Raw genomic sequence first — 16,119 nt, forward strand, 5'->3', positions numbered from 1 at the left:
ATGAATAAAACTGCACTCAAGACTTTTGCTACGAATGCACGAAGAGAGCTGTTGAAAAAGGTCGAAGCAAGAGCAATGAAGATAGGAATTACAGAAGATAACATAAAAAAAGTAGACATTGAAAGCTCAGATGCCATCTTTATTGATGGCAGACAGCTTTCAAAGGAAGAAAAGATTCAAAGAGATAAGTTGATTGATCGCATTGGTCAAATTGGGTTCAAGCGAGTAATGGAGGAAGTTGCTTATACTTGGTTTAACCGTTTCACTGCCTTACGCTTTATGGAGGTAAATGACTACTTACCAACGAAAGTAAGGGTACTTTCTTCTACCAATGTTGATAGTACCGAGCCAGATATGATGAAAGAAGCACTATCGTTAGAATTAGATTTGGACAAGGAATATATCTATGAGCTAAAAATAAATAATAACTCAGAGGAGCTATTCAAATATCTTATTATCAAGCATTGCAATGACTTGAACCGATACATGCCTTTCATGTTTGAAACAATTGATGACTATACAGAAATTCTATTTCCAGAAGGTTTGCTTGCAACCGATTCTTTCGTTAGGCAGATGACGAATACAGAAATTATACCGGAAGATAATTGGTCCAAGGTTGAAGTCATTGGTTGGTTGTATCAATATTATATCGCAGAGGAGAAAGATAGGGTAATTAAGGCGAAGAAGAAATATAAAACCGAGGAAATACCTTTTGCAACCCAGCTTTTTACACCTAACTGGATAGTACGTTATATGGTTCAAAATTCATTAGGTCGTTATTGGATTGAATCTCACCCTGAACATAGGGATCTGTTAGAGAATTGGGAATTCTATCTGGAAAACGCTAATCCAGGACTAGATGTTGATGATAACTTGGCTCCTTTCATCAATAAAGAATTAAAAGTAGAAGAAATCAAATGTTTTGATCCATCCATGGGGAGTGGCCATATTCTTGTATACATGTTTGATGTATTTTATGAAATATACAGTAAAAGTGGATATATTGAAAGAGAAATACCGAGGTTAATTATTGAGAATAATCTATATGGATTGGATATAGATGATAGGGCTTATCAACTTGCCTGTTTTTCTGTTGTAATGAAAGCATTGCAATATAATAGACGATTTTTAAGAAGTATTGAAAGAGATGGTTTAATACTAAATTTGGCTTCAATTCAAGAAACCAATATTTTAACGAATGAAGACATTGCTTATATTGCTGGAGAAAATATTGGAAAGAAATATGATGATACCAAAGAATTTATTAAACAGTTTATAGATGGTAAAACGATTGGTTCCTTAGTAAATGTAGACCATTTTCCGCAAGACTTTCTATACGAAAGGTTAACATTTATTCAAAACAATCCAGCAAGTGATCTCTTTGAAGAAGGAATGAGAGAAAAAGCATTATTATTGTTACCAAATTTGATAAAGCAAGCGAAATTGTTATATCAAAAATATTCTTGTACCATTACAAATCCGCCTTACATTGGATATAAATTCCTTAATGAAAAATTGAAGAAATTTATTGATGAAAATTACCCTAATTATGGAACAGATTTGTTCAGTGTCTTTATTAAATTTGTTCAAAGTTGTACTGAAGATTATGGTCAAATTGGATTAGTTACTCCTTATGCTTGGATGTTTATAAAAAACTATGAAATATTAAGAACTGACTTGATTAGAGATAGAACCATTAGTTCATTGATTCAATTAGAACCAAATGCCTTTGAGACTGCTGCAGTTCCAGTTTGTACTTTTACCCTAAGAAATTATAGTGTGAATGTGCCTGGGGAATATATAAGATTACATGATTTTAAAGGCATAAATATTCAAGAAATTAAGGTGAAGGAAGCTATTCAAAATTCCAATGTAAGCTATAGATATACTGTTAGCGACAAGGTATTTGTGGAGATTCCCGGAAAAAGGTTTGCTTATTGGATTTCAAAAAGATTTAGAAGACTATTTATTGAAAGTGAAATATTGGATAATGTGATTGAAATTTCGGGTTCCCAGAACATAACTGGAAATAACAAAAAGTATTTAAGGAACTTTTGGGAAGTGGAGCTCCAAAAAATAAAGGAAAAAAGATGGAGTTTATATTCAAAAGGTGGAGATTACAGAAAGTGGTTTGGAAATATAGAACTTGTAGTGGATTGGTCAGAAGCTGGTAGAGCATTTTATAAAAATAATCCAACTTCAAATTTATTAGATAAACAATACTGGCATAGGGAAGGCATTACGTATAATGGTGTATCATTGAGAGGTTTTACTGTCAGGTGGGTTAGTAATGTTATTTATGATAAAGGTGGACCTACCCTACATGTAAATGATGAGGAATTGCAATATTATATTCTGGCACTATTGAATACGAAAATAGCTTCAACTGTTATTAGTATTTTTAACCCTACTCCTAATACGCAAGTTAACGACATAAAATATATTCCTTTTATTCCTACAGAGGACAAGGATCTTAAAAGTAGAATAGTTAGCTTGGCAAAGAATTCAATCAAAATAGCCAAAAAGGATTGGGATGAATTTGAAAACTCTATCGACTTTGAGGTCTCACCTTTGCTTAAATATAAAACTGAAACAGGATTAATAAAGGATTCTTTTGATGAATGGAAAGCTGTCAAAAAACAAGATTTTCTCCAATTGAAGGAAAATGAGGAATCGTTGAATAAGCTATTTATTGATATTTATAATTTAAGTGAGGATTTCACTCCAGATGTGGATGATGAGGACATAATTCTTCATACGCCCGATTTGGAAAGGGATATTAGAAATTTCATATCGTATGCTGTAGGTTGTATTTTAGGCCGTTATTCAATTGATATTCCTGGAGTAGTGTATGCTGGTGGACAGTTTGATCTTAGTAAATATAAAAGTTTCCCTGTAAGCAATGATGGAATTGTGCCGGTATTCCAAGATAATCATTTTGACAATGATATAGTTACACGTTTTGTGGAATTTGTTAGGGTTACTTTTGGTGAAAGTAATCTAAATGAAAACTTAGATTTTATTACAAACGCTTTAGGAAGAACGGAAAGGGAAACACCTAAAGAGAGACTTGGGAAGTATTTTACTACAGAGTTCTATAATGACCATATAGGCATATTCAATACAAGAGGAAGAAGAACCCCGATATACTGGCTTTTTTCTTCAGGAAAACAGAAAGCATTTAACAGTTTAGTCTATATTCACCGTTATGATAAAACAACTCTATCAAGAATGAGAACTGATTATCTGCATGAATACCAGATAAGACTGGAAGCTGAAAGAAAAAACCATATAAATGTGATTGAAGGAGACTCGACTGCAAAAGAAATTAGTAATGCTAAAAAAGAGTTAAAGCTATTGGATAAGAAGATTGAGGAGTTAAAAGAATATGATGAAAAATTACATCATATGGCAGATATGCAGATAGAAATGGATTTAGATGATGGAGTTATAGCGAATTATGAAATATTTAAAGGTCTCGTCGCAAAAATTTAATTAACTCTAACGGAGATACATCGGTGTTTTGCTGATGTATCTTTGCACTATAATAATAATAGAAGGTAGGTGAAGGGAATGAACATAAATCAAATTGAGGCTGCGTTATCAGATATATTCAATGAACCATTAAAAGATGGGGAACAACGGAAAATTGTGTTCTGGGTGGATAAAGATAATGAGTTTGCTGAGGATATTGAACATCTTACAGTTGATAAAGTAAAAGTTCATACGCTAACGGATTCTAACCAGTTTCAGACGAAATATTTGCTCGAAGAAGAAGATCCTACATCTCCTTACCTGATTTATACAAATATGGAGTTAGGTGTGGAAGACAACTGGTTAGCAGATACTGTTTTTTATTCGAAAACATTCTATGCAGATCGAATTTCACTTATATTAAGTGAATTGAATATAGACCCATCACTTCGTGCAGTAATCAAAAAGTATGAACGTTTCTTTAATAATAAGGACCGTTTTAGAAAGTTTTCAGCATTAAATATAGAAACCTATTCAGAGCAAATCATTGAACTTTCTATTATGAGTGTCTTATGCAACGTTAAAACTCCAGATTTTGAAGAAGTTTTAAAGGCTGTATTAATGGACACTCTGGAGGACAATGAGAATAAATACTTATCCCTTATGGAAAAGTTTTTTGATATTGGTGTGTTTTGGAATTACGTTTCTAATCACTACGGTTATGAACGGGAGAAGAAGAGTCTAAAAACTTTGTTCATCCATCTAGCAATAACTGCATTCAGTCAATCGGTTGGAGAAGAAAATCTAAATGAACTTAGTGATTTTATATCCAATCGAAATAAAACAAATGCTGTTGTGTTTATTGACCATTGGATGCACCATAAGACTGACTATATGGTATTCGATGAATATGCTGAAATGGCTGAGCAGGAAATCCACCTTTCGAACATAATCAATAATTTGCCAATTGAAGTATTCAAACAGGCGGATACTTTCCCATATCTCGATCGAGCAATCATTATTTACATAGCGAATGGATTGGTTACACAGCTTGAGGATTATGAAGAATACACGAAACTCATTAAATTGAGAAGAGCTAAGCATTACTATGAAAAATTTGCTTCCGTGTATGAGGCACTTTATTATACTGTTAAAATTCATGAGTTTTATAAAGAACATCGCCAAGGGATACCGCAGGGACGGGCTATTGATTTGTATCAGGCATATGTAAATGACTATCATTTAATGGATACATACTACCGAAAGTTTTATGTGGCTTATGATGAGGAAAGTAATCATGATTTATTGAAAAAGTTAAAAATGCTGGTAGAAAATCTATATACGAACTGGTATATGGGTGAGTTGAGTTCCCATTGGTCCCAAGCGGTGGAGTCTGAAATGACACAGGACTGGTCATTACCCGGTATCAAAAATCAGCAAGACTTTTATTCTTCATTCATTGACTCTAAAGTTAGAAATGGGGAACGAGTTTTTGTTATTGTTTCAGATGCGATGCGATATGAAATAGGTGTTGAGCTGGCCGATCGTCTTAATACCGAGACAATGGGTGTTTGTGATGTGGAAACATTACTTGGAGTAGTGCCTTCTATTACAAAACTAGGGATGCCTTCACTCCTACCACACAAAGAAATAGACATAGATACAAATGCAAGGGTATTTGTTGATGGAAAAGATTCCTCTGGTTTGGAAAATCGGAAAAAGATTCTTGAATCTAAAGTGGCTGAAAGCATTGCTGTTCATTTTCAAGATGTACTAGCGATGAATAAAGCGGGGCGAAGAGAAACCTTTAAGGGTAAAAAGCTCATATACATCTATCACGATACGATTGATGCAATGGGAGATAAGGCATCAACAGAAGTCTATACATTTAATGCAGTAGAAACTTCATTAAATCAATTGTATGACTTAGTTAAAATAATTCGGGATGATTTAAGCGGAACGAATGTGTATATTACGGCTGATCACGGTTTCTTATACCAAAGGGATGAATTAGAAGAAAGTGATAAGATTGGACAAGATGCAGGTAGTAGTATTGAAGTTAAACGTCGCTATATACTGTCAAATGAGCAGCGTGAACTATCAGGACAATTGGCTATCAATCTGTCATCTGTTATAAAAAATGAGCATCAATTAATAGCGTATTTTCCAAAGGCAACTCTCAGATACAAGATGCAAGGATCAGGTATTAATTTTGTTCATGGTGGTGCAAGTCTACAAGAGATTGTCGTCCCACTATTAACTTTTAAAAACAAACGTACTGGGCAAAAAGGTGCTAAGGCCATTAAAAAAGTAGATATTAAACTTACGAATACTACTCGTAAGATAACCAATAGCATTTTTAATCTTGAGTTTTTCCAAAACGAAAAGGTGGAGGACAAAACAACTCCTCGAACTGTAGTCATCTATATGGCTGATGAGGAAGGAAGCGTAATATCTAACGAGGAAACAATTATAGGAGATCGCCCATTTGATAATCCTGCTGATCGTACTTTCAAAATAAGGTTTGTATTGAAGAACATTCCTTATGATCGAAATAAAACGTATTACCTAACTATTAGGGATACAGAGACAAGTGTTGTAGTGGAGAAAATACCGTTTAACATCAACCTGGGTATTATCAGTGATTTCGACTTTTAAGAGGGAGGGGGACCGTGAGTGGAAGAAAATATGAATGAAGGATTAACTGTTGATTTAGATAAAAAACTGAATGACGTTTTTGCCGGAAGAGTTGTACGCAAAGATTTAACCAATCTTATTAAAGAAGGAGCGAACGTCCCTATTTACGTACTCGAGTATTTACTCGGAATGTATGCTGCAACTGATGATGAGGACAGTATTCGTGAAGGGCTAGAGCGAGTGAAGAAGATTCTTTCCGAAAATTTCGTTCGTCCTGATGAGGCAGAGAAGATTAAATCACGTATACGAGAATATGGTCAATACTCTGTTATAGATAAGGTAACAGTGGCGTTAAATCCGAAGATTGATACTTACGAAGCTGAGTTCTCCAACCTTGGATTAAAAGGTGTTCCCATTTCATCCATGTATGTAAAAGAGTTTGATAAGCTCCTTGTTGGCGGCATTTGGTGCATGGTCAAAATTGATTATTTTTATGACGAAGAGGTACGTAATTCTAATCCTTTTAATGTTAGTAGCTTACAGCCGATTCAAATGCCAAATATGGACATAGATGAGGTATTTGAAGGGAGAAAGGGCTTTACAAAAGACGAATGGATTGATGTATTAATACGCTCTATAGGAATGGAACCCACACAATTAGAAGAGCGGGTGAAGTGGCATTTGTTGCTACGTTTGGTTCCCCTTGTAGAAAACAACTACAATATGTGTGAACTCGGCCCACGTGGTACCGGGAAATCGCATGTCTATAAGGAACTATCACCGAATTCGATTCTCGTTTCGGGTGGACAAACAACCGTAGCAAATCTTTTCTATAATATGTCTACGAGAAAAGTAGGACTTGTAGGGATGTGGGACTGTGTTACTTTTGACGAGGTAGCTGGTATTCGCTTTAAAGATAAAGATGGCATTCAAATCATGAAGGACTACATGGCATCGGGTTCTTTTGCTAGAGGCAAAGAAGAGAAGAATGCCTCTGCTGCTATGGTATTTGTTGGTAATATCAATCAAAGTGTGGACACTTTAATTAAAACATCACACTTGTTTGCACCATTCCCAGAAGAGATGGCAAATGATTCGGCATTCTTTGATCGGATGCACTATTATCTGCCTGGTTGGGAAATTCCAAAGATGCGTCCAGATCTTATTACCGAAAAATATGGCTTTATAGTGGATTACATTGCAGAGTTTTTCCGTGAAATGCGGAAGCGGACGTTCAGTGATGCGATTGATCGCTATTTCAAACTTGGAAACAATCTAAACCAACGTGATACAAATGCAATCCGAAAAACGGTTTCTGGTATGTTAAAGCTCCTTTATCCTCACGGCAAATTTACAAAGGAAGAAGTCAGCGAGGTATTGGAATACGCTCTTGAAGGTCGCCGCAGGGTTAAAGAACAGTTGAAGAAAATTGGCGGTATGGAGTTTTATGACGTAATGTTCTCTTATATTGATAAGGAAACACTTGAAGAACATTATGTGTCAGTTCCAGAGCAAGGTGGAGGCAAATTAATACCAGAAGGTATGGGTAAGCCGGGGCATGTTTATGTTGCTGGACATGGTCATTCTGGCATGATTGGTATATATAAGCTCGAAAATCAAGTTGTTAGTGGAACAGGTAAATTTGATAAATCAGGTGTTGGTTCTAACCGTGAAGCAAAAGAAAGCCTAGACACAGCTTTTCGTTTCTTTACGGCTAATAGCAAAAGCATTAGTAATACCATTAGCACCAAAACAAAAGACTATCTCATGCACATAAGTGATCTGCAAGGAATTGGCCTAACGGATGAGTTAGCGATTGCTGAATTAATCGGCCTTTGCTCAGGTGCATTAGGAAAGCCAACACAGGAAAGTTTGGTCGTCATAGGCAATATGACTGTCGGTGGCACTATTTCCAAAGTGGAGGAATTCGCAAACACTTTACAAGTATGCGTAGATGCAGGTGCCAAAAAAGTATTAATACCTGCAGCGTCAGTTATGGACTTGCAGACAGTCCCGCCAGATCTATTAGTAAAAGTGCAACCAGTGTTTTATTCTGATCCAATAGATGCTGTGTTTAAGGCTTTAGGAGTTAGCTGAATAGAGTAATTATATAAGAAGGAGTCGGTCATCCCGATTCCTTTTTGTGCATTTACAATCATTCTTAATGAGCATGTCTAATGGATAGTTCTTAGATGGCTCTAGAATGGTTGCATTTTTTGTATATCTAGGTAGCAATTATCAACCTTGAGAAAAAGATCGCCCTTGACGGTAAAAACAAAATTATTTACTCAAAGAGGGCTTTGCTTGCATTAACTGAAATGCTTCATTCAACTGCCTTTTTAGATGGTGCGAGTGAAACGAGTGCATTTGACTCATTATATTTTTACTAAAATACGTGATCTCTCTTTGTGTGTTTTCCTTTTGTATCCTTTTATTAAACCCTGAATGGAGTTTTTTACTAATTAGGTAATCAATCTTACGTGAAAAGGGAAAAAGACCCCCTTGATGTCAAAAACACGATATTCACATAGTTGGGTGATAGCTTATTTATCCAAAGAACTTTTTAACAGATTAATTTAAAAGGGTAGACACTTTCTTTGTACGAGTGAAACGAGCATATAAAGGCAATTCCTTTTTATTCTTATATCATGCAAACCTTAATGGGTTTAAGGCTATTTATTGCTTTAGTGAACAGAAAAGAATCTAAATCAACTATGATTGCTTCTTATATATGGAAATCTTTATTGTATGAAGCATTTATCAAATAAACGAGTATAACGAGTAAAGATTTATAAAAGTAATAACATATTCTTAGATAAGTGTACATTACTCAAGTGAATTTATATCATTATTAGAATGTATAAATGTAAATAGATTAATTGCACTCGTTTTACTCGTAAGATATATAAACCTTAAATCATGGATTAATAATTTATTAATATATCAATTATTGTAGCTACTCATGATGAATGAACAAATTACATATTAAAGTGCACTATAAGTATAAAACTAAAATGAACATATACACTCGTTTCACTCGTATAAGGTAAGAAGAGCTTCATTCAATGCAAATGAGTCATGGGAAAAGGGTATCTTAATCACAGTCAAGGGTACATGTTTTAGAATGTGAATGAAGGTTTTTAAATAATTTTAATAGATAAGGTGAATTAATCTACTCGTTTCACTCGTTTATGATTTAAAATGTACCCAATATAGTAGTTAGACAGTGTTAATTAACATAGATTAAGCGACTTTATGTCATCTAGGCAAGAAAAAGAACAGGGATAGAACATTAAAAATTTTGTTATGTAGCAAATCGGTAGTAAAATAAGGTTATGGCTCATTAAAAGCATTCGATGGAACCTTTCTTCAATGTAGCATACCAAAACCTATTCAAATAAAAAGGATGTTATCATGGTGCAGTAGGAAAGCATAGTAATAAGTCCCTCCATCAGTGTTAGATAAAAAAGCCCCTTGTTTACCATGATTAATGGGTCAGAAAAAAATAAAATCTACTCGAACATTAAATATATTGACATTATGCAATATTTTAGTATAATGGAATCATAGACAGGCAATAAAGTTCTAAGGAGGTGAATAATTGGAAGAAAACAAAGTACCTGGATTTGGACAACTTATTCTTAAGAAAAGGAAATCTAAGGACTGGTCCCTAGCAACGTTAGCTAATGAGTCAGAAAAGTATGGACATCGCCTCAGCGAAAGTTACCTCAATAGGTTGGAGCGTGGTGAACGGACAGAGCCAAGTATTAACATAGTCATGGTTCTCATACAGGCGTTGGGGCTTTCTTTAAAGGAAGTTTTTGAAAGCCTTGAAATGGGATACATATACGACAAGGCAATACATGGTGATACGGATACGGCATTTGTTCTCCCTCATGATCTGAACAAACTCAATCTTGTGGTTGCAACGGAAAAGGATGATATTTCTATGTCCGATGAACAAAAGCAGTTAATTGGCAAGATGATCGTCGATTTATATGAAATCACACTTCATGGCGAACCAAGTTATTTTGAAAACAAGGCAGCAGGATACGTACTAAGTTTAGGTGGACTTTTGGAAAAAGAGCTATACTTAATTGAACTAGAGGATCAAGGATTCAAGCTATTCTTCGATGTCAGAGTAATGGTTAGCAAGTATAACCTCCTAAAAGGTGATATTAAATCATCACTGGAAAACATCAATATAAAAGCATTGCATAATACCGAAATGTCTATTCCTTTGCCAATTATAGGTGAATATTGGGCTACAACAAGGGAAAATGACAGAATAATAATAGTAGACAAAGTATCAGAAACGTTGAAACCTTATATAAAACCTTAGTAATGGGGGATACCCCATTATAATTTCATCATTATATTGCCTAATGGCAATAGATTTTGTGATGAACTACACAATATAAGGAGGAATACCATTATGCTTAAAGAAGAAAAGAAATTGAATCATGGACTAATAAAGGAATTAAGAGAGGCTCCAATTTTTGTTTGCACAAAAACGGAGCAGATAGGGAAGGAGTATGTAACTACTGCTTGGGATCCAACAACTGATGAACCGGTAGATGCAAATGATCCATCTAACTGGATGGATTACCAGAATGCACTTGAACTGAAGGAAAATGCTCCGAAATACGCAAATGCAGGAATTGGCCTTGTTTTAAAAAAGGAGTATCCCTACATTTCAATAGAGATTCAAAATGCAATGTCTGCTGGAGAATTAAGTGAAGTAGCAAGGGAAGCCGTTGACACGCTTGATGGTGAGTTCTACGGGGAAATTGTTGGAACGTCTTTGACCATGATAGTAAAAGGGATCTCTATAGGAAATCAGCATTTCAAAAATATCAAGGTAAACTACTTTGATAGAGATCATATTGTTCCATTAAAAGGAACAGCAACTTGGAAACCTAAATCTCCATGGACTGAATCAAAAGGCTTGGAAAGAATCGGAGAATATCATTTCAAAAAGAACTGTCAGGTAGATGAGAATTCAAAACAACTTCCAGATCATTATATAAAAACAAATAGTGGTTTAAGGTTGCTCCCTAATGTTCTAGTTTCAACACTATTGAGTCAAAAGGATTTGCTCATGTGTAATTCGAATGTTTACGCTAGGGAAAAGGGCAAAGGTATTTTTGAAAAGGTTGGAATTGATGAACTTGAACTTGTAATCCTAGATTACATGTCGCCAAGATATCTAACAAATAAGGATATTGAGGATACAAAGAAACTTCTCTTGAAAAGAATACCAAAAGATAATGGGCTGACAAACTCGGATCGAATGAAAGACAAGGTAAATTTCAAAAACGGTGTTTATGACATAAAGTCAAATACGTTTGGACCTTACGCTCAAAACTACAAAACTGCCTTTCAATTAAATGTTGAGTACCAGATTGGTGCACAGTGTCCAAGATTTAAAGAATATATAGCAGCTTCATTAACGGAAGATGATGCTAAAACAGTCCAGGAAATGATTGGCTATTTGCTAACAACAGAAATGAAGGCACAGAAAGCCTTTATATTGTATGGGCCTGGGAATACGGGAAAATCAACATTAATTGAAATTATTGAGAGAATTATTGGTAAGGATTATGTGTCCAATGTTCCTTTTCAAGAATTAGGAGCAAAATACCGGACAGTAAAGTTATTCGGAAAATTACTGAATACTTATGCTGACCTTCCTCAAGGAAACATTAAAGACACAGCCGTATTTAAAGCATTAGTCTCTGGAGATAGCATGCACGCAGACGATAAGTATGAAAAAGGATTTGACTTTAACAATACTGCCCGCCTTCTCTTTGCCGCAAACAAATTACCCTCGAACTATGTTGATCACACCTCTGGGTTCTACAGAAGATTAGCTCTAATCCCCTTCCAAAATATTGTTTCCAGTGAAAATATTGACCGAAATTTAAAAGAAGAATTGCTTAAAGAACGTGAAGGCATTGTTCAGTGGGCTTTAATTGGATTGAAACGGTTAATTGAAAATAATTATGAGTTCACTGAAAGCGAAGAAGCAAAGAACTTGATGAAGGAATACAAGAAAGGAAATAACAGTGTTCTTTGGTTTTCCGATGAATATTGCACGATATCTCCAATGTCGAATGAATCAGGAAAAAGACTTTATGATGAATATAAAAAAGAATGTTTAGATGCCAAGGTATCACCAGTTCCCCAACGTGAATTTTATTCACAATTGGTAAGTCTATTTGCTGATGAAGGTGTTGCGAAACGTCAAGGATCACAAACAAGAGCCGTTGAGTTTGTCGGAATCAAGTTAAAGTAAAAAAATAGAGAATCGTGTCCCTTAGTGGGGGGCAACAACCTTTCAAGCAAAGAATTTAAGTAAGGTAATTGGAGAGATTCATAATATTTCTCTCCTCCTGTTACCTTAGATAACAACTAAAAAACAAAAAAAAGGAGTAGATCTATAATGACAATTTCAAGAGAATTCCATCCATATCGTTCTGCATTTATCCAAGAAAGAATGATGGCAAAAAATGAGTTGAGTAAAGGTGAAAAGGCCTCAAAATGGCGGAAGACGATGTACGATGCTTCAACTACTTTTGTGAACCTAAAGAATCATGATGAATTTGAGAGTGCAGCAGTAGAAAATAATGTCTTTTCAATGGTTTTTCCAAATTTAAAAGTTATAAAGGAAGAAACACTTTTTCCTTGTGAAATATTCGATGGAAACGAAGCGTGGATTGGTAAGGATACTACAGGGAAATACAAATACTTCACAGGTCAACCTTATGATGAAGCAGTTGCTTATTCGATTTTTGATTTGCTACTTTGCTTTCCAAAAGTAGAAGGAAAAGGATATACACAGCAACGTCAGTTTGTAAGAGATGAGCTGATCAATTTATTGAATGTGTCTTATGATAATGTCGATTGGGAGCGAGAGGAGAAGGAGAAATACATTGAAAATGAGCGTATTCTTGCCTTGTATAAAAATCAAGATTTTCAAGGAAAGTATCCCAATCTATTTAAAAAAATTTAGTCCTTTGTAGATGTACTGGAAAACATGTTAATTCATGGTCAAAAGTTCATTGACTTAGAGAAAAGAAATGATGAAAACAGCTCTATCTTCGCTATGTATGCTAGTCAAAGTAAAGTATCTTCCGCAAGATTCAGTAGTGCTGTAAAGAGATTTAGGGAGTTAGGATTACTTTTTGCTGAAAAAAGAAAAGTTACCTATTTTGATAAGAATACTCGATCAAAATGCCTGACCGAAACAACATTATACTCCTTTCCACATTACTCGGAGTCATTCTTCAAGGAATTAGAAGAAAGTTTAAAGAGGAACAAGGCAGTTAAAAAATAAAATGCTACTCCTTTCCACTCGCACTATCCACACTTAGGCTCAACTCAAGAAGCTGAGAACCTCACCTTAACTTAGAACCCAGAAGTCAAACAAAGTAGAATAAAGAGAGGTAATTGTATCTGCTGAAATATAATAGGATAAGTTAGATATTTCGCTTTTGCCTCTCTTATCTATCATAGAAAAATTGGAGTTGATGATAATTGAATGAGATAGTAGGACAAATCCAGGAATCATATCGGGCAGAGAGAATAAGAGTTTCCTATTGTGTCTTTGACATTGGAGCTTATTTGAAGAACCTAGCAGAGAAAGGGTTTATCTGGATTCTAAAAGAAATGAAGGACCTTTCTGATGCTGAAAAAATACTGATTGATCATTATTTGATTGAGTACAGAGCCAATCAGATTTACGACAACCTCGACGATTGCCTCAATATGCAAACCCATAAGAATAATTCCGCAGCAACCTCCGATAAATCCACACAATCGACAACACCAACAAAAGAAAAACAAGCCAAAAAACAACAGCACCTTGAAGTAAGAGATGTAAAGCAATTCATTGGTTACAAAAAGGCTAAGGAGCTAGAGACAAATATAATTGAACTGTGTAAGAACTTTCCCTCATACGAAGTTGATCACATTGTAAACCAGATTGAAAGAAGTGCCGGTTCAATTAAAGAAAGAATTGAAATGGGTGAGCAAATTTATGTAGGGGAGAAGTTTAACCAATACAGCATTGCAATAGGATCAGCAAAAGAAACATCGGCATGGCTCCAAGTTTCATTGGGACAGAAATATATAACCCAAGTTCAATTCAATGAGCTAGATAACTTAACAACTCAAGTGGTAAGCATTCTAACAAAAAACCTGTCCAATATAAAAGAGAAAGAGGGGAAGGGAATGGATTTACCAAATCCATTTACACCAAACGTTAAAAACTTTGGTGCCTATACTAATGCCCTGCAATTGGTTGACAAGATTTATGAGATTACAGATAGACGTGAATTTCGGAAGGAAAAAGACCTTGTGAAGATAATCAGGAAACGGGCGACATCAAGCGTTGCCAACCTTGCCGAGGCACATCAATTGTATATTCCTAAAAAGTTTCGTTTCTTTAATGATTCATTGAAGGCATTGGATGGCCTTCATAGTTTGTTGGAAACATCCTTAATCAAAGGGATTATTCCAGAGAAGGAGCTAAAAGAGATTAATGAGTTGAGGATTTCTATACGGAATGTTCTTTCAATGAAGATGAAAAACATTAGTGATGAGAAAGCGAGTTAACATTTGAAAGAAAAGGATAAAGAGATATTTTGCTCTTTATCCTATCTTGCCTACTTACTTCTAGTTTAAAGTTGTTTCTAGTTTGTTACCTTTTTTAAAATCGTCATCCCAAGTGATAATGATTTCATAAGGAGGTGCTGTATTACCAGCAATAGACAATAGGATATTTACTGTCTGTCCTGCATTTATTTTTGACGGAATTCTATCTATTAATGGGTTAATTTTACGTTTTTCGCCTTTATTAAAACGGTCATAATTGTAGAATTCAACCTTGAGTTCTCTAGCTTCTGCTTGTCCGATATTGTGTAATAAAAGCCTATCTTGCATTTGTTTTGACCCCATTTGTTTGGTTCGTTCAACTTGGAATGATGCCTTTTTCTTTGCTTCAAGACGTTCCTTTTCTATTCTTTTTGTAATAGTTGTTCTTTGTTGATTTAAAACCAACGCCCAAATTCCTGTTATTGAACCGAGAATCGCCAATCCTAATGAAATCCATTGTGTCCAAACGGGCAATATTTCCACCTACATTCTATTAAATAGACAAAAGTAGTTAGCTTCCTTTGTCTTCCATTATATCAAAAGGTTCTGAAGGAATGTATCGGAATGATTAACCTGGGACGAATCGTTTTCCGCAGTGTACAATTTAATTTTCAAAAAGTAGTTTACACAACCCTGTTGTGTAAACAAGGAAATCCTATAAAATCGGCATTTTTATTTTTGGATTTTGCCTCTAGGCTGTTGAATCTTACTCAAATAGAGATTTACAATGAATATGTAAGATTCATACAGGAGGTGAACTAAAGTGAAAGTTGTTCATCCGATTCGAGATTTAAAACAACTTGAAGCGGTGAAAGGATACCTTCGAGGGAAAAATAAAAGAGACTATTTGCTTTTTATGGTCGGTATTTCATCAGCTCTAAGAATTTCTGACATTTTGATGTTAAAGGTGAATCAAGTGTGGGACGGTAGGAAGCCAACAGAGTTTATCGAAGTGAATGAAAAGAAGACTGGTAAATATAAGCGGTTCCCGATTACGCCAAATTTAGCGAAAAGTATTAAAGAATTTAATAGAGAGTTTCCTGATAAGAAACAGGAGGACTTCCTTTTTACCAGTAGAAAGGGAACCAATCAACCTATCACCAGGCAATATGCTGCATCAATGTTGAATGAAGCCTGTGATATGGTAGGGATAACAGAGAAATTCTCAACGCACGGAATGAGAAAAACTTGGGGCTATTGGGCTTTTAAGAAAGGCATATCACTTGATTACATATGTATAGCCCTTAATCATAGGTCCGTTGCGGAAACTAAAAGGTATCTTGGAATATTACAAGAAGATCTTGATGAATTGTACTTACAAGTTAATTTATAAAATAGAGGCATTTGTTG

Annotated in this window: 9 protein-coding genes; 8 read left to right on the top strand and 1 reads right to left on the bottom strand. The window is 35.0% G+C overall.

Going from position 1 to position 16,119, the window contains the following annotated elements; translation table 11 throughout:
* The 7 genes from pglX to MKX83_RS01315 all read left to right on the top strand — a co-directional run bounded on the left by pglX (position 1) and on the right by MKX83_RS01315 (position 14,730).
* Positions 1-3,495: a BREX-1 system adenine-specific DNA-methyltransferase PglX gene (gene pglX, locus MKX83_RS01285; RefSeq protein ID WP_191813940.1), complete on the top strand. Its 3,495-nt coding sequence runs from the start codon at positions 1-3 to the stop codon at positions 3,493-3,495.
* Positions 3,496-3,573: 78 nt separating this feature from the next.
* Entirely contained in the window at positions 3,574-6,132 is a 2,559-nt protein-coding gene (gene pglZ / locus MKX83_RS01290) for a BREX-1 system phosphatase PglZ type A (RefSeq protein WP_191813938.1), read from the top strand.
* A gap of 30 nt (positions 6,133-6,162) precedes the next feature.
* Positions 6,163-8,208, top strand: a complete 2,046-nt coding sequence (brxL, locus tag MKX83_RS01295; RefSeq protein WP_341058530.1) for a protease Lon-related BREX system protein BrxL — start codon at positions 6,163-6,165, stop codon at positions 8,206-8,208.
* Between the two features lie 1,504 nt (positions 8,209-9,712).
* A complete protein-coding gene (locus MKX83_RS01300; RefSeq protein ID WP_191813936.1) occupies positions 9,713-10,453 on the top strand; it encodes a helix-turn-helix domain-containing protein in 741 nt (246 codons plus the stop codon).
* Between the two features lie 93 nt (positions 10,454-10,546).
* Complete coding sequence (locus tag MKX83_RS01305) at positions 10,547-12,409, top strand: phage/plasmid primase, P4 family (protein WP_341053679.1); 1,863 nt, start codon at positions 10,547-10,549, stop codon at positions 12,407-12,409.
* Positions 12,410-12,556: 147 nt separating this feature from the next.
* Complete coding sequence (locus MKX83_RS01310) at positions 12,557-13,126, top strand: hypothetical protein (RefSeq protein ID WP_341053682.1); 570 nt, start codon at positions 12,557-12,559, stop codon at positions 13,124-13,126.
* A 524-nt stretch (positions 13,127-13,650) separates the two neighbouring features.
* Positions 13,651-14,730: a four helix bundle protein gene (locus MKX83_RS01315; RefSeq protein ID WP_191813929.1), complete on the top strand. Its 1,080-nt coding sequence runs from the start codon at positions 13,651-13,653 to the stop codon at positions 14,728-14,730.
* A 60-nt stretch (positions 14,731-14,790) separates the two neighbouring features.
* Here MKX83_RS01315 and MKX83_RS01320 read toward each other — a convergent pair whose 3' ends face one another.
* Entirely contained in the window at positions 14,791-15,243 is a 453-nt protein-coding gene (locus MKX83_RS01320) for a hypothetical protein (protein WP_191813926.1), read from the bottom strand.
* Positions 15,244-15,532: 289 nt separating this feature from the next.
* Between MKX83_RS01320 and MKX83_RS01325 the strand changes: the two genes are divergently transcribed.
* Complete coding sequence (locus MKX83_RS01325; protein ID WP_080848942.1) at positions 15,533-16,102, top strand: tyrosine-type recombinase/integrase; 570 nt, start codon at positions 15,533-15,535, stop codon at positions 16,100-16,102.
* Positions 16,103-16,119 lie beyond the last annotated feature (17 nt).

Origin of the sequence: Cytobacillus sp. FSL M8-0252 (genome assembly GCF_038007345.1) — a bacterium.
GTDB lineage: Bacteria > Bacillota > Bacilli > Bacillales > Cytobacillaceae > Cytobacillus > Cytobacillus kochii.